This is a genomic window from Stieleria neptunia, from assembly GCF_007754155.1.
Classification (GTDB): domain Bacteria; phylum Planctomycetota; class Planctomycetia; order Pirellulales; family Pirellulaceae; genus Stieleria; species Stieleria neptunia.
In genome coordinates this window covers 9,413,132-9,433,958 of record NZ_CP037423.1, presented here as the reverse complement: position 1 = coordinate 9,433,958, position 20,827 = coordinate 9,413,132, and the positions used below count along the sequence as shown (strand labels likewise).

The following is a 20,827-nucleotide window of genomic DNA, read 5'->3' as shown; positions in this document are numbered from 1 at the left end:
TCCGAACCGAGTGAATCTTGATCCACCACGGAACCAAGAACGACCAAAGTCTTAACCGGCTTAAGCTTCGATTGTTCCGCTATTGCTGCTCCAAATGGATTGCGACGGCGTCCAGCAGCGGATCGATCGTTTGGTTTTGGATGCGGTGCGGCGGGTTCCAGGGGAACCATTGAAACCCCGGGTGTTCGGTCAGGGTCGGTGTGAACGCCGAGTCGACCCAGCCGAGCAGGTAGACGACGGTTTTGTGAAAGACCTGGTCGCCGTGGCGTTTGTATTGAACCGGATAGCTCAATTCGAAACGAAAGCCGGGATCGATCTGGATGGAGTCGGGGGAGATTCCCGTTTCTTCTTCGGTTTCGCGGATCGCCGTTTGCAGATCGGTTTCGCCGGGATCGCAATGTCCCTTGGGCAAGTCCCAGCGGTCGTGATGACGCATCAGCAGAAATTGTCTCGGCGGGGATCGCGTGATCAGCAGCATGCCGGCGGCCCGTTTGGTCGGTGATGCGAGGGGGTCAGTCATGGATTGGTTGTTTGAGTTTTCTTTGCCGCAGCGGACTTGTCGTCAGGGCGAATCGCCCTAAAAAGAACGGCGACAGGATTGGAACGAACTTGAGCGAGTGGGACATGAAAATCTATACGCGAACCGGTGACGCCGGGAGCACGGGTCTGTTCGGGGGGCCTCGGGTCTCCAAGGACGATGCCCGGATCGAGGCCTACGGGACGGTCGACGAACTCAATGCGGCGTTGGGTTGTGTGCGTTCGTTGGGCGGGGTGCGTTCATCGGGCGGTGTGCGTTCATCGGGCGGGGCAAGTGGCGTGAGTGAAGCCGTCGATGAGCAGCTGGAGCTGATTCAGCGCGAGCTGTTTTCGATCGGTGCCGAACTGGCGACTCCGAATCCCGACGAGCACGATCTGCGGGTGATCGGCACGACCCATGTCGCCCGTCTGGAAGCGTGGATCGACGAACACGAGAGCGGGTTGAGTCCCCTGAAGCAGTTTATTCTGCCAGCTGGGACCCAGGCCGCATCGATGTTGCATCTGGCCCGGGCGGTTTGCCGCCGTGCCGAACGCCGTGTGGTGACGTTGGGCGATCAGCAGGGGGTCAAGATTTCTGACGCGGTGATCGTCTACCTGAATCGGCTCAGCGACTATCTGTTTGTGCTCTCACGCGAAGTGAATTCGCAGGCGGGGATCGGCGATGTGCCCTGGCAGCGGCCGGGTTGACGATGGCCACGCATCGGGTGATGCCGGCTCTCGGGTGATACCCGCTGGATGGAGTTCGGCCGGCGAGTGTACAATAGGTTCGACAGTAGGCTGCCGGGATTCACTTGGCGGTACAAGTACGACCTCAGTTCACCCTATGGGACTGGATTTCCAGCCGCATCCTCCGAGGCATAAACGTGAAAAAAGTTGAAGGCATCGTTCGGCACTTCAAATTGGAAGATGTCAAAAACGCGTTGACGGACCAGGGCATCCACGGGATGACGGTCAGCGAGGTACGAGGATTCGGTCGGCAAAAGGGCCACACGGAGATTTATCGGGGCACGGAATACGCGATCGATTTTGTGCCCAAGGTCAAAATCGAGGTGATTTGTACGGACGAGAATCTGCAAACGGTGGTCGACACGATTTTGCAAACCGCGCAAACCGGGCAAATCGGCGACGGCAAGATCTTCGTCACCAACCTGGAGGATTCGATCCGCATCCGAACCGGCGAGCGGGGAGAAGAAGCGCTCTAACGCGGGCGCGGCCTGCCAAGCGATTCCCGCACGGTGCATTTCGGGTTCGAGCTGCCGCGGCCGGAGTCGCGGCGGCGTGTTGATGAAGCGGCGTGTTGATGGAAACGCGATCCTGTGAGGCGCACGCGTTTCAGCGTGGGGCGCCGCGGGGCTCGTTGCTGACGCATGCGGGTATGATTCAACAAGCTGGCCGGCCCAGGGGAGGACTGATTTCGATCACCCGAATCTCGGCGAACCCTCCGACGCCGGCATTCCTGGACCCTAGGCGGCGTGTTCGTGATGGCTGGTTCTTCGCTCTCGGATGTTGTGCTACGCGGCCGCGCGATGCTGCGCGAGGGACGCGAGCGATGCCGCCGTCAGCATGATGCGGGGTCACGTGGGACCCAGGTTTCCACCCTCGTCAGTGACCTCTACGACGACTTGGTGCTGGAGGTTTGGAATCAGGCCTGTGTCGAACATTTTGGTGGAGAGAATCCGGCGGGGGTTGCCTTGGTGGCCCACGGCGGATTCGGCCGTCGTGACCTGGCGCCGTACTCGGATGCCGATCTGATGCTGATCGTCCGCGGGCGTTCCACCGCGGTCGCCGAAAAACTGGCCCAGGCGCTGACGCGCGATCTGGTCGACATCGGGCTGGACGTCGGGTTCGCACTGCGGACGCCCCGCGAAGCCTGTTCGTTGTCCTGGTCCGACCCCGTCATCTTTACTTCGCTGACCGAATCGCGGTTTCTGGCCGGCAGCTTGAAGGTGTTTAAACGTTTCTTCCAATCGTTGCGACATGGAGCGGTTCGCCGAGGCGGACGTCTGGTTCGCGATCTGATCGAAGCGCGACGCGAGGAACGAAACAGGTGGGGGGACACCAACTATCTGTTGACACCCAATTTGAAGAAATCGCGCGGCGGGTTGCGCGACATTCAAATGATTCGCTGGATCGGATTCGCCAGGTACGGCGAAGTGGATTTGGAACGGCTGCTGAAACTCGGAACGCTGACCGATGAAGACTACCGAATGCTGCGTCGGGCCTATGACTTTTTGATCCGGTTGCGGAACGAATTGCATTTTCGCGAGAACCGAGCCCAGGACGTGCTGGACCGAACGACGCAAGTGGTGATCGCCAAAGCATGGGGTTACAAAGGACGTGAAGGGGTGCTGCCGGTTGAAGCGTTCATGCAGCAGTACTTTGATGTCACGCGGGACGTCCGCTATGCGGCCCGGTTCTTTGCCGATGACAACCGCAGCCGTCCGCTGATCGGTCAGATCATCGAACGGATTCGGGCCCAGCGAATCGGGACCGATGTTTTGATGGGGCCGACTCACATTTGGGTCGAGGCGTCTCAGTTGCGGGAATTCGCTTTGAGCCTGCCGCGGATCTTGCGGTTCATGAGTTTGGCCAATCACAACAATCGGCGCATCGGGCACCACACCTGGCAAACGATTCGCAAGGCCATGCAGGAACGCGAGCCGTCCACCCCGGACGCCGAATCGGTCGGCGCGTTCCTGTCGCTGCTCAGTCGTGGCGGGCGGTTGGCGCCGTTGCTTCATCGATTGCACGAGTTGCGAATCCTGGATCAGTTGATTCCGGAGTTCAAGCGAACGCGCGGGTTGTTGCAATTCAACGCCTATCACAAGTACACCGTCGACGCGCATTGCATTCGCGCCGTCGAGGCGGCGACCGATTTTGCCGATGACCCGACCGCCATGGGCCGCCGCTATCGACGATTGAAAGACAAAACGCTGTTGCACCTGGCGCTGCTGATTCACGACATCGGAAAAGGATACGAAGAGGACCATTCCATCGTCGGTGCGAGGATCGCGCGAAAGACCGGCGAGCGGTTGGATTTGGACGCCAGCAGCATTGAGATTTTGGAATGGCTGGTCTTAAAACACTTGGCGGTCAACACGGTCGCGTTTCGACACGATTTGAACGATCCCGAGATCGTCATCGCGTTCGCCAAGGAAGTCGGATCGATCCGCCGGTTGGAACTGTTGATCATTCATGCGGTCGCCGACTTGGCGGCCGTCGGCCCGGATGTTCTGACCGATTGGAAAATGAAGCTGATCGAGGATCTCTATTTACGCACCCGACGGTATTTCGAGACCGGTGACTTGGATGCGGATCAGGCGGAGATGACCGATGAGATTCGGCATCAGGTCCGCGAATACTTGGGGGACGAGAATTCCGCGGGGACCAGTTTACAGTTGCTCAAGCAGATCCCGTTGTCGATGCTGCGTCGGGAAAAGCCGGAGGATCTGGCGACGCAGCTGATCCACGTCGCCGCGGCCCTGGATGCCGGCCAACGGACACTCTGTTTCGCCCAGTACGATCCGATCGCCTCGGCGATGCGATACGTCGTCATCTTTCGCCAGGATGACACCCGGGTCGGCATCTTCGCCAGGGTCGCCGGCGCGTTCATGTCTTGCGGGATCGGCATCCTTCGCGCGGAAATCGTGAGCTTGGAAGAGGTCGTCTGGGATGAGTTCTGGGTCGCCGATCCCGAATACCCCGATCAGCCTCCGCCGAAACGCGTCAAGACGGTGTCCGCGCGGGTGACGCAGTTGCTCGATTCGCCGGAGACACCGCTGCCGGCACGCAAACGGAAGTGGTCGGTCGGCAAGAAAGACGATTCGGAGACGGTCAACGTGTTGCCGACCAAGGTCGACCTGGACAACGAGACCTTGGATCGGTTCACCATCTTGTCGCTGTTCGCCTATGACCAATCCGGTTTGCTCTACCGCGTCGCCTCGGCGCTTTCTGATCTGAATCTGGTGCTGCACTTCGCCAAAATTGATACGCACTTGGACCAGGTCGCCGACGTGTTCTACTTGACCGAAAACGACGGCCATCAAGTGGAGACCAAGGAGCGTCAAGCCGAAGTCCGGGCGGCCGTGCTCGGTGTGATCTCCGCGGATGAAAAAGATTCACACGAATGATTGAAACCGCAGTGCAATCCGCGGTTGCCCGGCCGCTTACGCGTCACGGCTCACTCAATCGACGGCCCGCTCGCGCCGTGCCGCTAACAATGCTTCACCGCGTATTCCGGGTGGGGTTCTGACGGTCCGGCAATGCCGACGCACCGTTGCTGGTTTAACGGCTGCAGAAGGCGACCGAGTCGAGGCGGTTGCAGGGCCCGAGGGGGAGGCGTTTGGCAAAGTTTTCTCGCTTGCGATTTGCGTCCGGGCCGAAGCGCGGGAAAGCTTACAGTGATAGAACCGCAAAGGCATGGATGCTGCGCCGGCGAGAGCCGCGAGCGACATGTCGTTCGTCTCCCTCTCCACCAATCACATGGATGTTTCTCATGCGTACTCGCAACCCCTTAGGACGATTGGTCCTGACCGCTCTGCTTGCCGGGTCCCTCTCGTTGGCCGGGCATGCCCAAGCAAAAAGCGACTTCGACGCGTTGTTGGCCGACGTCAATTTTGACAACGCTCCCGCCGCAGCATTGCCTGCCGCGTCACAGCCCGCGCCGATTCAAGACGCGGCGACCACCCTGGTCGACGAAACCGTGCAAGCGGTGGCCGAGGCGACGGAATTGACCACCACGCCGGCCGCCGAAGCGCTGACGATGCCGGCCGACTCGGAAGCCTTGCCGGCACCGCCGATTGCGGAGCCGATCGTGGACCAGCAAGCACCGGCCGGGTCCGCCGGGACGGTTCAGGCCTCGGCGTGCTGCCACCAATGCACCCCGAGCTGTGGCAAACACTGTCGATTGACCGGACTGAAGCACCGTGACTTTGTCCAACCCGGAGCCTGCCAGCCCTACATGCCGCCCCAAATGCCGACGTCGACGTTCTACCAATACTGGCGCTCCAACGCCTGTAACACCCACGTTTGGGATGGCTACCGAAACCAGTGCAAGCCCCACATCGATCTGTCGATCCACGGCAAGTCGCACGGCTGCAACAACGGCTGCGACAACAGCTGTGACAACGGAGGTTGTGCGGCGACGCCGACCGATTGCGGACCCCTGCCGGCCGAATGGTCCGGCGGCGGCACGAAATGATCGCAGGCCGGATTCGGCTTGCTAGCAAATCGCCTGACCTGGACAAAGAAAAAAATCGGACGACGCCGCGAAACCGCTACAGGAATCGCGGTGGACTAGCCGATACTCCAGGTACCATGGATTGGGAGGGTGGAACGATCGGTGCCATCGTTCCAGCACTGATGGGCCATGGTGAGGCAGGGAGGGCTTCACCATGGCCCTTCTCCTTTCCTCAAGAGCAATCTTGAACGGAGGAGCAATGCAGCCCAGTCACCCGACCCGCAAGCCCGACGTGTTCGCACGTCGGGCTTGTTTTTTTATAGACGGACAGTTTTTTTAGGCGAACAGGTCTTGGAGGATCGAGCCGTCGCGGACGAGGGTGATCGGACGCCCGGTAGTGCTGTCGTATTCCAACGTGGGGTCGATTCCCAGGTTGTGATAGAAGCTGGCCGCGACGTCATCGGGCGAGATGCCTTCGTGGCGGGGCCCGGAGGCGGTGTCATCGCTTTCTCCGATCACCTGGCCGCCCCGCACGCCGCCACCGGCCATCAGCATGAACATGCAGCGGGGATAGTGGTCGCGTCCGCCTTCGGCCGATCGGGTGTTGATCTTGGGGGTCCGCCCGAATTCACCGGTCACGTAGACGGCGGTCGACCCGAGCAGTCCGCGTTGTTCCAGCCCGGTCAGCAAACCGCTCAGGCCGGCATCCAGCTTGGGCAGGTTCTGGGTCTTGAGTTTGGTGAAGTTATCGGTGTGCGTGTCCCAGCCGCCCAGCTGGACGGTGACGAACCGCACACCCGATTCGACCAACCGCAGTGCGAGCATGCAGCTTTGGCCGAACGAGTCTTCGCCGAACTGGCGGGCAAAGCTTTCCGGTTCTTGGCTGATGTCAAATGCCGATCGGGCGCGTGACGAGGTGATCATCGAGTACGCTTGATCGCCGAACTGATCGAGCCCATCGAGCAGCTGGTCGTTCTTTTCCAGCGCGGCGAAGCGGCGGTCGAGTTTTTGCAGCAGCGATTGGCGGCGTTTCACTTCGTCGACGCCGATGCCACCGGGAAGCGAGATGCCACGGACGTTGAAGGGTTTTCCGAAGCTGGGCGAGGAATTGGTTTCCAGCGGCGAATAGCGGATGCCCAGGAACCCGGCACCCTGGCTGGCTTTGGGAACCGCGACGGCGCTGGGGATATCGGGATCGGCGGGTTGTTCCTTGGACATCACGGCGGCAAAGCTGGGGTATTCCAACGCGGGAATCGGTTTGCTGCCGGTGTTGACGTATTCGCGGCCCAGGCGGTGTGCGGCCAAGGTGTGGCTGACGCCGCGAAGGATGGCGAACTTGTCCATGCACTGGGCCAATTTGGGCAAGTGCTCGGAGATTTGAATGCCGGGGACGTTGGTCGAAATCGGTTTGAAGGCACCGCGATGCGTGTCCGGCGCGTCGGGTTTCAAGTCAAAGGTGTCCATGTGCGAAGGACCACCGGGCAGCTCGATGAAGATCGCTCGATCGGCATGTCCGGGGGCGACTTGTCCGGCGGCGGCCAGTTGGTTGTAACCGGCCAAGGTCAGGCCGCCGACCGACAGGGTGCCGATCTTCAGGACATCGCGTCGTCGAACGCCATCACAGGTTTTATGGAGTTTCATGTTTGGGATCCGGAGAATGATGGGAAGGATTGGGTGGCGGGGTGGGTCAGTGGCTGATGATGAATTCTTTGGTGTTCACGAGTGCCCACATCAAGCCCTCGATCCCATTGGTTTTGTTTTCCGACTCGTTGATGTAGTCGATCGCGATTTGTTGTTCGTCGTCGTCGGGATAACGACTGAGCGTTCGCAGGTAGGCCTGGCGGACGACGTTTTCGAGTGATCGGTCCGACTCGATCGCCCCGTCGGCGCCCTCGGTGGCGATCGGAGGCGTCAACTCGGTCCAACCATTCGGGTCGGCGACCAGTTCCTCCAACGGTGGCACGTGGTAGTTCTTGCGAAGCTTCTTGGCCAAGCTGTTGTATTGCTGGACCAGCCTCTTTTGGGCTTGTTCACGGCGAGCTTCGGGCAGCTTGGCGAACTGCCGGATGCGACCGATCATTTGCCGTCGCATCGAATCGGCGGCACGCTGTGCCGCAGCGGCTCGTGGGTCGGCACCGGCACGCGGCGCGGCGATACCGAGTTCCTTGCAGGCTTCGGCGACCCAGCCGTCGCGGGCGGCGATCCGACCATACATTTCCGCATCGTTTCGCAAGTAGATCGATTGCAACAGGCTCGGCGCGTCGCTGCGGTCGCAGTCGCAATTGCTTTCTCGGATCGATTGGCCGAAGACTTCGAGTGCGAAATCGGAAGCATTGCGTCGTCGGGCTTTTCCATCGGCGATCGCCATTTGGTCCAGTTCGCCGCGCAACTGATCCGCTTTTTGCGTCGACCCGGTCGCCAGGACCACCATGTCGTAGACGACTTCGGCGGGCAGGCGTCGGGGCAGATGGTGTGAAAAGTTTTTGCGGTCGGCGGCGTTGGTGGAATTGGTCGCGGAACTGCGCTGGTAGGTGTCGCTGGTGACGATCTCGCGATGCAACCATTTCAGATCGAAATCGTGGGCGATGAATTCGCTCGCCAGGTGATCCAACAGGGCGGCGTTACTGGGCGGATTGGCCAGGTTCATGTCGTCGGTCGGATCCACGATGCCGATGCCAAAGTAGTTGCTCCAGACGCGATTGACGATCGCTTTGGCGAAGTACGGATTGGATTCGTCGCGCAACCATTGCATCAGCGCCGGCCGCGGGTCTTCGTCGAGTTCAACGGCTTGCTCGACGCCGAGGATCTTTCCGGTCGCAACACGAACCGGCGGCAGCTTGCGCCCTTTTTTCTTGGCATTGGCACGTTGTTTCTTTTGAGCGTCCGTCAGGCCTCGGGCGGTGATATACAGTTCGCCGAATGGGACGACTTCACCGGATCGGGCGGCCTGTTGAATTTTGCGACGCAAGTCGCCCCCTTTTAGTTTTTCGCCCCCGGTCAGTTTTTCCATCAACTCCTCGCGAGCCTGTTTGGAATCGGGCGAGACTTGGTTGGCGTTGCCGGCTCGGACCACGCCGAACAGTGTCGAGAAGTCGTCGAAGTCTTGCTTGGACCACTGATCGAAGGGGTGTTTGTGGCATTGGGCGCACTCGATCCGAACGCCCAAGAAGGTGTAGGCGAATCCGATCGCTCGGTCTTCGGGTTTTTGAAAGTTGCGGCGTGCCCAAAACAACGGCATGTTTTCGCGCTCGGCGTATCGGTCGAAATCGCCGCCGCAGATTTCGGTCATTTCGCGGCAGTACTCGAGGTAGCTTTCGCCCTCTTCGAGCGATTCGGCGTTGACGATGCCTTCGATGATTTCATCATAGGGCATGTTGTCTTGAAGACGTTTTCGCAGCCAGCTGAACCACAGTTTGGTGCCGATGTTTTGGATCGGCAGGACATTGTTCAGTTGTTCGGCGTTGTTGCCCGTCCAGTCACTCATCCGAGTGGCCCACCAGGCGCCATAGGCCGGCGATTGCAACAATTCCTCGACCAATCGCTGGCGTTTATCGGCCGCGTCGTCGGCCAGGAAGGCTTCGACGCGTTCTCCCGAAGGCAGGACGCCGGTGATGTCCAACGCCGCCCGGCGGACGAACTCGGCGTCGGTGCAGAGGTCCGACGCAACAATCCCGAGTTTGTCCAGTTTTTGCTTGACGAGCACATCGATCGGTTGGGTCGGTTCACGCTGGGCGATCGACTGGGTGGTGTCGACCGTCGGTGAAGAAATCGGACGCAAGACCGGGACCGGCACAACCGCGTTGTCATAGTAGACGACGACGTGGGTATCGCCGGCGTCGCCGGATTGGAGGTTGCCGTCGGCGTCGATCGCCGCGATCGAATCGTCATTGCTGCTGAAACGGCACAGCGCGGTGACGTCTTCGACGGTTCCATCGGCCCAGTGGGCGATGGCGGTCAGCTGGACGGTTTCTGCGGTGTCGCCAAAACGGATTTCCGACGGTTCGATTTGCAGCTTCTTGAGTGCCTGAAAGGATTCTTTGTCGAACCGTGCACCGTCGGCGATCCAGTTCCGCAGCACGCGGTATTGCCACTGGCCTTTTTCAAAACGCTTGCCGCCTTCGTGCATGTCGGCGTCGGTCGGTTTGGCGAGGATCAGACTTTCTTCCACATCATCGACATCGACGCGACCGGTGTTTTCGGCCATCAACGCGTCGTGGTCCCCGGAGAAGTCGTAGCCGAACAACGACAACTGAAAATCGCCGCGACCTTGGAACGAACCGTGACAGGCTCGACCGTTGCATCCCAGTCGCCCCAGCAAGGGCATCACGTGTTTTTGGAAATCGGGGACTTCGTCGATATCCTCGTCAGAGAAACGGGACTGGATCGAAGCCGCCGGGATCGCAGTGGCCTCAGCGGCCTGGTCGGAACGAACGGGCGCAATCGGCTCCGCCAACGCGACGCGAAACCCGGCCACGGGAATCGCGGCGGCTGCGAGGCAGCAAACAAACAGGCGTGTTGAAAGCTGTTTCATAAGATTCAGGTCAGTCGGTGGGAGAGGGGTGGGGAGAGGTAGTGGGTTACTCTTTTCGACCGGACTTTCGCAAATAGATTTGGAAGGCCCGTTCAATGTTCTTGTCCCGTTGGGACTGTTTTTCACCGAGTCGTTGCTCGGCGGCTTGGAGTTGTTGGTGAAGCTTGTCCAGCCGCGATCGCATTTGATCGACGTCGTGTTTGGCACGCGCCAATTCGGCCAGTTCCAACCGTTTGGTCGCGTCTCGCAACGCCGCTCGATCGGCCTTGTTGTCACGGACTTTTAGTTTTGCGACCAACAGGTTGATCGCAGATTGTGCTTGGACGACTTGGACTTCCAGTTCAAAGGCGGCTTCACCGCGTTTCTTGGCCGCTTGCAACCGCCGCGAGGACTTGGCCAGGTTCATGATGGCGGCGTCATATTGCCGGGGCTCTTTTTCACGCAGTTGATCGAGCAAGACTTTGATTTCGGGCAGGTGGTCATGGACCATCTGCAACACGCCACGTTCTTGTTCTTGATCCAGTTTGCGTGGCGGCGCCTTTTTCGCGGCCTTCGATAGGGAAGGGCCATCGGCGGCGACGACGTGCCCGCTGCCGGCGGAGAAGGCGATGCAAAGAACGCCGAGCAGACCCAGCGCGGACAGGGATGAAAGTGGTCTAACCATCGTTGCGGTCTTCCTCACCGATGGCGGCTTCGAGGGCGACCACCATCCAAGCAAAGGTTTCGTCATTGACCGCTTCGCCGAACTCGGCCAGCAGGCTGTCCTCTTCGATTGGATCCGATGATGCCTCCACGTCGGCTGACCAACCGGCCGTGTCCCAGTCGACGGCCGGCTGGACCCAGGTTTTGGCCAGTTCAAACTCGAACGAAGTGGTGGGCGATGCCGGTTCCAGATTCAACGCCGTCGCACTGCGATTGATTTGATTTCCGCGGAGATGCATCGAAGCGAGGGAAATCACCAAAACGGTTGCCGCCAACGCCGCGATCACGATGGTGATTCGTTGCAGTGTCGCGGTCCCGTGTGCAGTGGCGGGGGAGGGAAGTGGAAGCGATCGTGGGGCAGGGCCGACGATGTCGCTCGTCGTGTCCCCGGTTGCATCGACTTGAGCGTGGGCGATGCGGCACAGGAGTTCGCTTTCTCGGATCAGGGCTTGGGCGACGGCGGGGGAATCCAATTCGGATTCGAAGCGGGCGGCTTGTTGCGGCGTCATCTCACCCAACAGGTAATCCGCGCAGCGTTGACGCAGCAGGGGATCATGCGGGGAGGGGGCAGTGTCGGATGTCATGGGGGATGCCCTTTGAAGTCAGGGCTGCGAGGGTCAAGGGAACTGCGTGGTCAATGGAACGGTTGGAATCAACGGGCGGCATCGTCATCAAGTTCGTTTCGCAAGTGCTGCATCGCGCGACGCATGCGTGTCAGGACGGTTCCCAGGGGTTGGTCGAGTCGATCGGCGATGGCTTGAAAGGTCATGCCTTCGGCAAGCCGCAAACGGATCACTTGCTGAGTGTGTTGGGGTAGTTTTTCGATCGCTTGATGAACGTGTCGCAGGGTCTCTTGGGTCTCAAGATCGGATGGGGGTTCGGTGTCGATGCGAAAGCTCGCATGGGCGTGCTTTTCCAGCACTCGGTCGGTCGTCGATTTGTTTCGCCACCACCGGGCGGCTTCGTTGGCGGCCACCCGATACAACCAAGCTCGTCGGGCCGCGTGGGGGATCTTGGATTCGTTGCTGAGCATCGCGACCATCACAGACTGCAGGCAGTCTTCGACGTCGGCCGCTTGCGGCAGCTTTCCGGCGAGGAAGCGTCGCAACCCCGATTCGGCTTCCCTGAACACCTCACGCCAGACGTTTTGATTCCCCCCCTCGGTCGCACCGTCACCGGGCTGCGGGCCGCCCGATGCGTCGGGCGCGGGTTCGGGGGAGGGGGCGCCATCGTCGGCGGGAAGGTTGCTCATGTTCTGCGCTTGCCGCGACTTTCATTGCGCACCGCTGTCGATTTATTTCATGGATTCGACAGGATTTTGATTTTTTCTCGGCGAATTCGCACCAAATCGGTCGATGCCGGAAAGAAAATTCGCTCGCCCTACTAACGCGATCCGTTGCGTGGTGGGAAGATGTAGCTTAGCCGAACGTAGAGAGACATGCTGGAGAGATCATGGCAGAGAAATCAAACGACATCTGGATCGGATTTGACCTTGGCGGCACCAAAATGCTGGCGATCGCCTACGACGACGGGTGGAATGCGTTGGGCCGCCGCCGCCGCAAAACGCGAGGTCGTGACGGCAGCGATAGCGGCATCGCCCGGATCGGATCGACGATCGAGCGTTTGATCGATGAAAACGATTTAAATGGCAAGCGGATTCGGGGGATCGGGATCGGGTGTCCCGGGCCGATTGATCTGGACAAGGGCCGGATTCTGACGACACCCAACTTGGGCTGGGACGACGTCGACATTGAGCAGTTCCTGCACAAGAAGTTTGATTGTCCCGTGGTCGTGCTCAACGATGTCGATGCCGGCTTGTACGGCGAGTATCAGTTTGGGGCCGCGACCGGGTCACGTTGTGCCGTGGGGATTTTTCCCGGCACCGGCGTCGGCGGCGCGTGCGTGTACGAGGGTACGATCTTGCAGGGCGCGGGGGTTAGCTGCATGGAGATCGGTCACACGCGGATCAGCAGCGGCACCCGCAGCAGCGGCTACGAATTGCCGGGGACGTTGGAAGCCGAGGCGAGTCGATTGTCGATCGCCGCCGAAGCGGCCAAGGCGGCGTTCCGCGGCGACGCGCCGGCCCTGGCCAAAAACGTGGGCACCGATCTGTCCGATATCCGCAGCGGCGCGTTAGCCGACGCCATCGAATCGGGTGACAAGGTCGTCCGGCGGCTGGTCGAAGAGGCGTCCGAGTCGATCGGCATCTCCGTCGTCAACATCATCCATCTGCTCTGCCCCGACACCATCGTGCTCGGTGGGGGAATGGTCGAGGCGATGGAAGAGCTGATCGTCGGCACGGTCGCCAAGACGGCGCGCAAGAGCGTGATGAGCGTCTACAAGGACCGCTTCAAAGTCGTCGCCGCAAAACTGGGCGACGACGCCGGAGTGAAAGGCGCCGCCGCCTGGGCTCGGCGGAAGGTTGGGGAATAGGTTTCAAGTTTCAAGTTTCAAGTTTTGAAACGCAGGTTCAATACCCGAGTTCCAGCTAAGGTTGGAACCTGAAACTCTCAAACCTAAAACTCTCAAACCTAGACGCGATCGATGTAGCGGTTGACGACGCTTTCGAGCAATTCTTGGCGTCCACTGACGTTCGGCGCGGCGTCGCCTTTTTCCAGCATGTAGGCTTCCAGGTCGGCGAAGGAGACTTCGCCGGCTTCGATCTTGGCCCCGATCCCGCTGTCGAAACTGCTGTAACGCTCGCTGATGAATCCTTCCAGTGCATTGTCGGCGCGGATGGCCGCGGCGATCTTGAGCCCCTTGGCGTAGGCGTCCATGGAGCCGACGTGGGCGTAGAACAGATCGATCGGTTCGAACGATTCGCGACGGACTTTGGCGTCAAAGTTCACGCCGCCGCTACCGAGCCCGCCGTGTTTGAGGATGTAGTACATCATCTGGGTCGTCAGGTAGTAATCGGTGGCGAACTGGTCGGTGTCCCAGCCGAGTAGCAGGTCGCCGGTGTTTGCATCGATGCTGCCCAATGCGCCTTGGGCGCCGGTGTAATCGATTTCGTGCATCATCGTGTGGCCGGCCAGCGTCGCGTGGTTGGTTTCCAGGTTCAGCTTGAAGTGGTCGGTCAGGTCATAGGCCCGCAGGAAGTTCATGCAGGCGGCCGCATCGCTGTCGTATTGATGCTTGGTCGGCTCTTTCGGTTTCGGCTCGATCAGGAATTGTCCCGTGAAGCCGATTTCTTTGGCGTAGTCGACGGCCATGTGAAAGAACTTGGCCAGATGGTCCAGTTCGCGCTTCATGTCGGTGTTGTAAAGGTTTTGGTAACCTTCGCGCCCGCCCCAGAACACGTAGTTTTCGCCACCGAGTCGATGGGTGACGTCCATCGCTTTCTTGACTTGGGCCGCGGCGTAGGCGAACACGTCGGCGTTGCAGGTCGTCGCCGCACCGTGCATGAAGCGGGGATTGGAAAACATGTTCGCGGTGCCCCACAGCAACTTCACGCCGCTGCGTTGCTGCTCTTCCTCGAGCACATCGGCGACCGCATCAAAGTTCGCATTGGTCTCCGACAGCGAGGCGCCTTCGGGGGCGACATCGCGGTCGTGAAATGCATAGTAGGGGGCCTGCAGTTTCTCGAACAATTCGAATGCCACCCGCGCCCGGTTCTGAGCGTTTTCGACCGACTCGGTGCCGTCGTCCCAGGGACGGACTGCGGTGCCGGGGCCGAACGGGTCGCTGCCGGTGCCCCGGAACGTGTGCCAGTAAACGATCGAGAACCGGAAGTGGTCCTTCATCGTCTTGCCTTCGACGACTTCTTCGGGGTTGTACCAACGAAACGCGAGAGGGTTGTCGCTCTGGGGGCCTTCGTATTGGACGGTCGAGATGTCGGGAAACGCTGGCATGACGTTGAGGGGGAAGTGGGGTGTTAGGAAAGAATCGTCAGGGAACGATCGGGAATAAGAAACGCCCAGTTTTGGAACCTTGACGCCTGCAAACAAGCCGATAAGCCGGGAAGTTGGTGCACAGGCTCAACCGGTCGGGAAAGGATCTCAATCCAGGCCGGCATTTTAGCACGCGGCGTGAGCCAGTGGGGTGGCGGATGTCAGCACGTGGCGTGAGCCAGTGGCGGAGGCAACACGTGCCGGTCGCTGACCAGCATGTCGATCGAATCGGGATCTGCGGAGTCAATGGTGAGCCGCTGGCCGTCAGGCCTCGGGCGGGCGCCGAAATGCCCGGCCGCTTACGCGTCGCGGCTCACTCAATCAACAGCGTTGCCCGCTGGGGTTAGCGATCTTTCGCTGCGCCGCTCCGCTGGTTGAGTGCGTCCTTGTATTGTTTGATCGCTTCGGTACGGGTGGCCATGAACTTGCGTTTATCCTCCTCGCTCATCGTTTGCCACTCCTCCGACGACGGCTTGCGGAGCTTTTGGGCGTACTCGGCTTTCCGCTCGGGCGTCCAGAAATCGGCGTCGGCTTTCTTTCCAAACTCCTTGCCGATCGAAAAGCCCTGTTTGGAGAATTCGGAGGCGGAGGAGGCGGTTGTTTGCGAATCCGTCTGGAACGCTGACGCCGATGACGTGAGATCCGGATCGGACGCTTCGCCGGTCAGGGACGTGGGGCTCGCATCGGGCAGTTCGGGACGATTGAGCAGTGATTCTTCGTCCGGGCGTGCGATCAGCGACCAGCGGTGCAACATGCCGAAGCGATCGCTACGGGAACAGCGGATGGTCAGCTGCCAAACGCCGTGAATCGTCTTGCCGTTGAAGGCGTTCAGGCTAGGCTGTCGTTTGGTCAAGCCTTCCGGTTGGAAGGAGCCTTCGAAGGGCGGGCGGGCCTTGACGATCGGCGTCGATGCCTGGTCGTCGAAGACGGTACGATCGAAGTGATCGTCGCGTCCGCCGATTTCGGTGAACAATTCGATCCGCGTCCCGTCGGGCCCCGTCAGGTAGCCGTCCAGGCTGGAAACGTTGGTGTGCGTCAGCGACAGTTGCAGGTTCAGGTCGGCGATCAGGAAGTTTTCGGTGATGTCGATTTCAGAAACGATGGTTTTCTTGGGTGGCAAAATTTCGGCGTCCGTGTTTTCGAACACGCCGCCCATCATCGACTTGGACGCCATCACTTCCTGAGCTGCCAGCAAACCGTCTTGATTGGTGTCCAACGCGACAAACTCCGCGACCCGGGCGTCGGTCAATTCGGTCGCGAACTCGGTCAGGTCAACCTGTTTGTCGCGGTTGAGATCTAATTCGTAGAACCATCCGGGCAGGCCTTCGACTTGATCGCCGGTTTGATCCTGCAGGTTGCTGAAGTAGGCGAACAATTCGTCGCGGGACAGTTCGCCGTTTTGATCGGCGTCGACGGCGCCGGCGGGGATACCGAGTTCGACCGTCTCTTCCATCTCCAGCCGGCCGTTGCGATTGTCGTCAAAGCGTCCCAGCACGGCAGCGGTCAGCCAAAAGCGGTCGCCGCCGGTTCTCCACCATTCGGACCGTTCACGTCGCCGACGGTCGTCATTGCTTTCTTTTTCGCTGGGGCGAACGCCGCTGCCGGTGCGCCGCCGTTGTTGGATCAGCTCGCTGGAATCGTTGCTCAACATTCGCCGCCGCGCGTACCGTTGGGCGAGTTCGAGCCGGCTGAGTTGATCGTCGTTGTTCAGGTCCATGCTGAAGGGATCGCGGTGCGTCCAGCGGGCGCGGGAGGCTTCGTAACGGTTCAGGTAACCGTCGCGGTTGCGGTCGTAGCGGTCCAGCGTTTCGTCGGCTTCTTCAAGGTCCTGATGTTGATAGGGATACTTGACTTGCGGCAGACCGAACTCGGGGACCACCGGATCTTCGTCTTGCGGCCGAAAGCTTTTGACCGCCCGATCGTCGCTGGCACGGACCCGTTCGCCCGCAACGCCATTTTTCAGCGCGTGGTAAATGCGAGCGGCTTCCTGCCAGTTTTCGATTCGATTGGGACGGTCCAGGGACATCCGTCGGGCTTCGGCGATTCGTTCCAGGTAAGGCCTGGAGAGGGTTGTGATCTCGTCGGGATCGATGTACCCGTTCTCGTTGCGGTCGAGCAGGTCCAGGGATTCCCGAAGGCCGGATTGGGCGAGTGCGGTGGTGGTCGCGAGGCCTTGAGCGGCGATCGACACGGCCAACCACACCGTGCACGCGAGCAGGCGTGAACCGGCGTTTCCGCGGCACCCTAAGTGGAAAAGTTGACGAAGCATTATTTTTTACCGTTGGCCGGGTAGGGCGAGCGGGAAGACGTCGTCCGTGTTGACGTTCGCGAACTCGATCGGGACCGGCCGTCGGACTGGCCCAAGAAAATCTCTTGCAGCACGGTTTCCAGCACTTCGCTGTTGCTCGGCGTGATGACCTGGATCATTTGTTCGCCGCGGACATCGATCGTCTTGACCAACGCTTCGACATCTTTGAACAGCGGATCCGGTGCGGTCACGATCAGTGAATTGCTGGGCTCGTGAACGGCCAGAGTCATCTTCGGCTCCAAGTCGCGAGCCTGTTGTGCCGCGGGTTTGGGGGCCTGGTTTTTGCCATCGGACTTTTTGTCTTTGCCGGATTCCTGCTGTTCATTGCGAGCCACGTCGGCTCGTGACGCACCGCCGCCGGGGGCACCGGGTGCGCCGGTGGCCGCTGCGACCCGTCCGGCGAATGCTTGCCGGATCGCCGCTTCGACCTCCACCGCTTTCGAGTTTTCCAACTCGATGATGTGAGACGTGCCGTAGGTTTCGATCGAGGTGATGCTGCTGTCTTTTTCGATGATTTGCAGGTAGTTTTCGATCAGCTCGACATCGTCCACGGTGCCTTGAACGATCAACCGATTCAGTCGTGAATCCGCGACCACCGTTGCGGTCCCAGCGATCAAGGTCATCGTGCCTTCGCGGTTGGTGACCAGGCTGCCCAGAAAGGAACTGCTGGGGGAGGAGATCGATGCGTTGACCAGCGTGTCGCTGCTGCTGGCAACGGCCTGGCCGCCATCGAGCAATTCGGCCAGCATCCGAATGGCATCTTCGGGGCGGGTGAATTTGAGGTAGAACACGACCGGCTCGGCGGGGATGGATGTACCCGGTCCGGCGAGGGTTTCCAGGTGATCTTGGAACTGGTTCAAAACGTCGATGTCGTCGCACTGGATCAACAGACCCCGCGTCGTCAGTTGGCATTCGATCGCCGCCTTGGTGACGTCCGGTGATGGGGTCTGCAGCAGTCGACCACGGTCGGACACCGACACGAACTGGGCGGGCGTTTTGCTTTCCAGGGCATCCAAAAAGTCGTCGCGCTGGTCCGCTGATGGGTCGTCGGAATCGAAGGCCACGCGTTCCCGCCGCGCACTGTCCATCGATTCATCCGATTCAAAGAACACGATCGGGTTGGGCAGTCTCCAGAATCGGGCCGCCAGCACCAGCGATTGTTTGGCGTGATCGCCGGTCAGGGGGAGCAGTCGAATGCTTTCGTTGGACGCCGTCGCGTTCTGCTTTTGATCGATGCCTTCGACGATCTGTTTGATTTCGGCGATCTGCGCGGGGCGGCCACGAACGAACAGGCGTCGGTTTTCGGGGTCGGCGTCGATTTTTGGCGGCGGCAGGGGCTTTTCGTCTCGATCCCGATCTCGGTCTCTTCGATCGCCGCTGTCGAATTCCAGTGTCAGGTCGAGCATTTGTTCGATCAGGGCGATTGCCACGTAGGGATCGACGGACTTGAGCTGGATGACTTCGAATTGGGCTTCATCGGCGGCCATCTGCTCGACCGTCATCGCGATCTCTTCTTGAATCGATGGGGGCGCCAGCGCGACGATGGTTCCGGCGGTGTCATCCTTGGAGATGCGGACATCCTTGCCGGCCAGCAGGGTTTGCAACACGTCATAGGCCAGGTCGACATTGCCGCCGGCGACGACATGCGTTTGGAACTTTGCATTCGTCTCCCCATCGGTTAGCGAAGGCGTCGGAACGTCGATCGATTCGACCAGCTTTTCGATCAGTTTGACTTTGTCTTCGATGCCGGTCACGAAGATGTTCTTGCCTTCCAGATCCGCCGACAGGCTGACGTCGATTCCGATCATTTCGCCGGTGGCCAGCCCCAGGTGGGGGCGGGCGACCAACAAGACGTCCTCCGCTTCGGCGTACTGCAGCGGAAAACTTTTGACGATCGTGCCGTTGTCCAGCTTGGAGGGTTCAAAGGAGTCCAGGATGGCTTTGACGTTCTTCAGCTTGGCGACCGTGTCGGTGACCATCAACTGATTGGTCTTTTTGAAAACCGCCGGTGTCATCATCAACTTGATCGCGCCCAGTTCTTCCACCGCCTCTTCGGCCGAAAGGGCGCCGAGCGGGAACAGGCATTTGACGACGTCATGGTTGGTTCGTTCGGGCAACTCCTCGGCGCGAATTAATTCGGCCAACGCGTCGAGCTGTTGAAGACTGCGTGGGTCGCTGAGGTTGATCACCGAGAGCAGATTTCCGCTTCGCACCAGGGTGTAACCCTGTGGCAGCAGGAACAGGTTGATGCGATCGATCGCCTGCTGATGTGTGAACGAAGAGGGGTCGCTGTAGGTGAAGCTGCCGGCGGGAACACCATCGATGTGCAGGGCCAGGTTGGCTTCTTCGGCGATCCAGTCAATCACTTCCCGCCAGGGAACACCCGTGAACGCGAATCGGACTTCCGGCTCTGGGGTGTCGACCGAGCTCGGCTGCCGATCGGTCTCCGGTTCTGTTTCCGCCAGAGGCGGTTGTGCTGCCGGCGGCTGCTGGGCGGGCAGCCGAGCCATCGAGGTAAGCGGGCCGGCCAGCAAACCGGCCATGACGAAGCGAAAGACGCGTGGGCCCGGGAGGAGCAAGCGGGCATGCCGTGATCGATTCATTCGGCAACTCGTTAGTCGTTGGAAACGCCCGTGTCTTGCGAGTCGGACGTTGTGGAGGGGGGCAGGATGCTGGCGGGGAACCGGTGGGGGCCGATCGCAGCAGCGGCGGGATAGTATAAAGGTTAGTGAAGCTGGCGACGAAGTCAATCTTGAACTGGTCGTCACCGTCTCACTCGCGGAAACAGGGGCGAGGGTCGTGATCAAATCGACACAAACTGATACAAGGGTTCAGCTTGTGAATTTGAGCAGCAGCCAGTCACCGAGTCGCGGAAAGGCGTTTCCCAGCACGATCAGAAGTCGTAGATAGCCCGGCAGAATGACATCGGTGCGCCGTTTTTGAGCGCAGGCGAGCACGGCGCGGGCAACCGTTGCCGCTGGCAGGCCCTTGACTTTGGTTCCCCCGCCGGGGGCGGAGGCACTTGCCGGTAACGTCGCGTCGGTGCGATCGCGGTAACGTGTGCCGGCATCGTCGCGGCGAATCGGGCCGGGGCTGACCAAGGCGACGTGGATCCCCTTGTCCCGCCACTCCAGACGCAATTGTTGGGTCAGTCCGGCGAGCGCGTGTTTGGCCGCGTTGTAGCCGCCCAGGTATCGGGCGCCCACTTTGCCGGCGAGCGATCCGATGTTGACGATGCTGCCGCGTGATGATTCCAACAGCGGCGCAAACGCCTGGCAGCAGAGCAGGGTGGTGACCACATTTTGATCGATCAGTTCATGCAAGCGATCCGCGGTCAGCTCGCCGGCCAGTCCGCGGTCACTGGTGCCGACGCAATTGACCAGCACATCGAGACGTCCGAATTGATCCTCGATGGTGCTCGCGATTCGATCGCAGTCCTCACGAACACCGACGTCACCGGCCAGGGTGACAATGTCTCTCCCCGGTTGCGTGTCCAGTTGTTGCTTTGCCGCATCGAGTCGTTCGCTCGATCGCCCGACCAGGACGACCCGGTATCCGGCGTCGGCAAATGTCGCCGCGATGACCTGGCCCAAACCGGCCGAGCCGCCGGTGACGAGCGCGGTCGAGACGTCAGCAGTTGGGGGTGGTTCGGGCAAGAGGGCGGGGGAGGGCAGGGAAGG

Annotated in this window: 15 protein-coding genes; 5 read left to right on the top strand and 10 right to left on the bottom strand. The window is 60.3% G+C overall.

All coding sequences use genetic code 11. The features are described 5' to 3' along the window. Positions 1–79 precede the first annotated feature (79 nt). Complete coding sequence (locus Enr13x_RS32935) at positions 80–520, bottom strand: bis(5'-nucleosyl)-tetraphosphatase (protein WP_145391122.1); 441 nt, start codon at positions 518–520, stop codon at positions 80–82. A 104-nt stretch (positions 521–624) separates the two neighbouring features. On the opposite strand from Enr13x_RS32935, the gene Enr13x_RS32930 reads away from it, so the two are divergent. The 4 genes from Enr13x_RS32930 (at position 625) to Enr13x_RS32915 (ending at position 5,737) form a co-directional block, all read left to right on the top strand. Next, a complete protein-coding gene (locus Enr13x_RS32930; protein ID WP_145391121.1) occupies positions 625–1,224 on the top strand; it encodes a cob(I)yrinic acid a,c-diamide adenosyltransferase in 600 nt (199 codons plus the stop codon). Between the two features lie 176 nt (positions 1,225–1,400). Continuing rightward, the gene (locus Enr13x_RS32925) at positions 1,401–1,739 is read left to right on the top strand and encodes a P-II family nitrogen regulator (RefSeq protein ID WP_145391120.1); all 339 of its coding nucleotides are present in this window, start codon (positions 1,401–1,403) and stop codon (positions 1,737–1,739) included. 279 nt (positions 1,740–2,018) lie between these two features. Further along, a complete protein-coding gene (glnD, locus tag Enr13x_RS32920) occupies positions 2,019–4,667 on the top strand; it encodes a [protein-PII] uridylyltransferase (RefSeq protein ID WP_197455527.1) in 2,649 nt (882 codons plus the stop codon). Positions 4,668–5,032: 365 nt separating this feature from the next. Further along, on the top strand, positions 5,033–5,737 hold the full coding sequence (locus Enr13x_RS32915) for a hypothetical protein (RefSeq protein ID WP_145391118.1): 705 nt from the start codon (positions 5,033–5,035) through the stop codon (positions 5,735–5,737). A gap of 315 nt (positions 5,738–6,052) precedes the next feature. Here Enr13x_RS32915 and Enr13x_RS32910 read toward each other — a convergent pair whose 3' ends face one another. The 5 genes from Enr13x_RS32910 to Enr13x_RS32890 form a co-directional block, all read right to left on the bottom strand. After that, positions 6,053–7,357: a DUF1501 domain-containing protein gene (locus Enr13x_RS32910; RefSeq protein ID WP_145391117.1), complete on the bottom strand. Its 1,305-nt coding sequence runs from the start codon at positions 7,355–7,357 to the stop codon at positions 6,053–6,055. A gap of 46 nt (positions 7,358–7,403) precedes the next feature. Next, complete coding sequence (locus Enr13x_RS32905; protein ID WP_197455526.1) at positions 7,404–10,247, bottom strand: DUF1549 and DUF1553 domain-containing protein; 2,844 nt, start codon at positions 10,245–10,247, stop codon at positions 7,404–7,406. Between the two features lie 46 nt (positions 10,248–10,293). Beyond that, a complete protein-coding gene (locus Enr13x_RS32900; RefSeq protein ID WP_145391116.1) occupies positions 10,294–10,911 on the bottom strand; it encodes a hypothetical protein in 618 nt (205 codons plus the stop codon). Next, positions 10,904–11,533, bottom strand: a complete 630-nt coding sequence (locus tag Enr13x_RS32895) for a hypothetical protein (protein ID WP_145391115.1) — start codon at positions 11,531–11,533, stop codon at positions 10,904–10,906. Before Enr13x_RS32895 ends, Enr13x_RS32900 begins: the two co-directional genes overlap by 8 nt. A 68-nt stretch (positions 11,534–11,601) precedes the next feature. Then, positions 11,602–12,201: an RNA polymerase sigma factor gene (locus tag Enr13x_RS32890; protein WP_145391114.1), complete on the bottom strand. Its 600-nt coding sequence runs from the start codon at positions 12,199–12,201 to the stop codon at positions 11,602–11,604. 200 nt (positions 12,202–12,401) lie between these two features. On the opposite strand from Enr13x_RS32890, the gene Enr13x_RS32885 reads away from it, so the two are divergent. Then, positions 12,402–13,382, top strand: coding sequence for an ROK family protein (locus Enr13x_RS32885; protein ID WP_145391113.1), 981 nt, complete (start codon positions 12,402–12,404; stop codon positions 13,380–13,382). Positions 13,383–13,480: 98 nt separating this feature from the next. Here Enr13x_RS32885 and xylA read toward each other — a convergent pair whose 3' ends face one another. From xylA to Enr13x_RS32865, 4 genes are all read right to left on the bottom strand, one after another. Further along, positions 13,481–14,800, bottom strand: coding sequence for a xylose isomerase (xylA, locus tag Enr13x_RS32880; RefSeq protein ID WP_145391112.1), 1,320 nt, complete (start codon positions 14,798–14,800; stop codon positions 13,481–13,483). A gap of 382 nt (positions 14,801–15,182) precedes the next feature. Next, positions 15,183–17,108: a proprotein convertase P-domain-containing protein gene (locus tag Enr13x_RS32875; protein ID WP_145391111.1), complete on the bottom strand. Its 1,926-nt coding sequence runs from the start codon at positions 17,106–17,108 to the stop codon at positions 15,183–15,185. Beyond that, positions 17,108–19,750 (bottom strand): secretin N-terminal domain-containing protein, encoded by a 2,643-nt coding sequence (locus Enr13x_RS32870; protein ID WP_231743921.1) that lies wholly within the window; start codon positions 19,748–19,750, stop codon positions 17,108–17,110. Before Enr13x_RS32870 ends, Enr13x_RS32875 begins: the two co-directional genes overlap by 1 nt. Positions 19,751–19,978: 228 nt before the next feature. After that, on the bottom strand, positions 19,979–20,803 hold the full coding sequence (locus Enr13x_RS32865; protein ID WP_197455525.1) for an SDR family NAD(P)-dependent oxidoreductase: 825 nt from the start codon (positions 20,801–20,803) through the stop codon (positions 19,979–19,981). Positions 20,804–20,827: the final 24 nt, after the last annotated feature.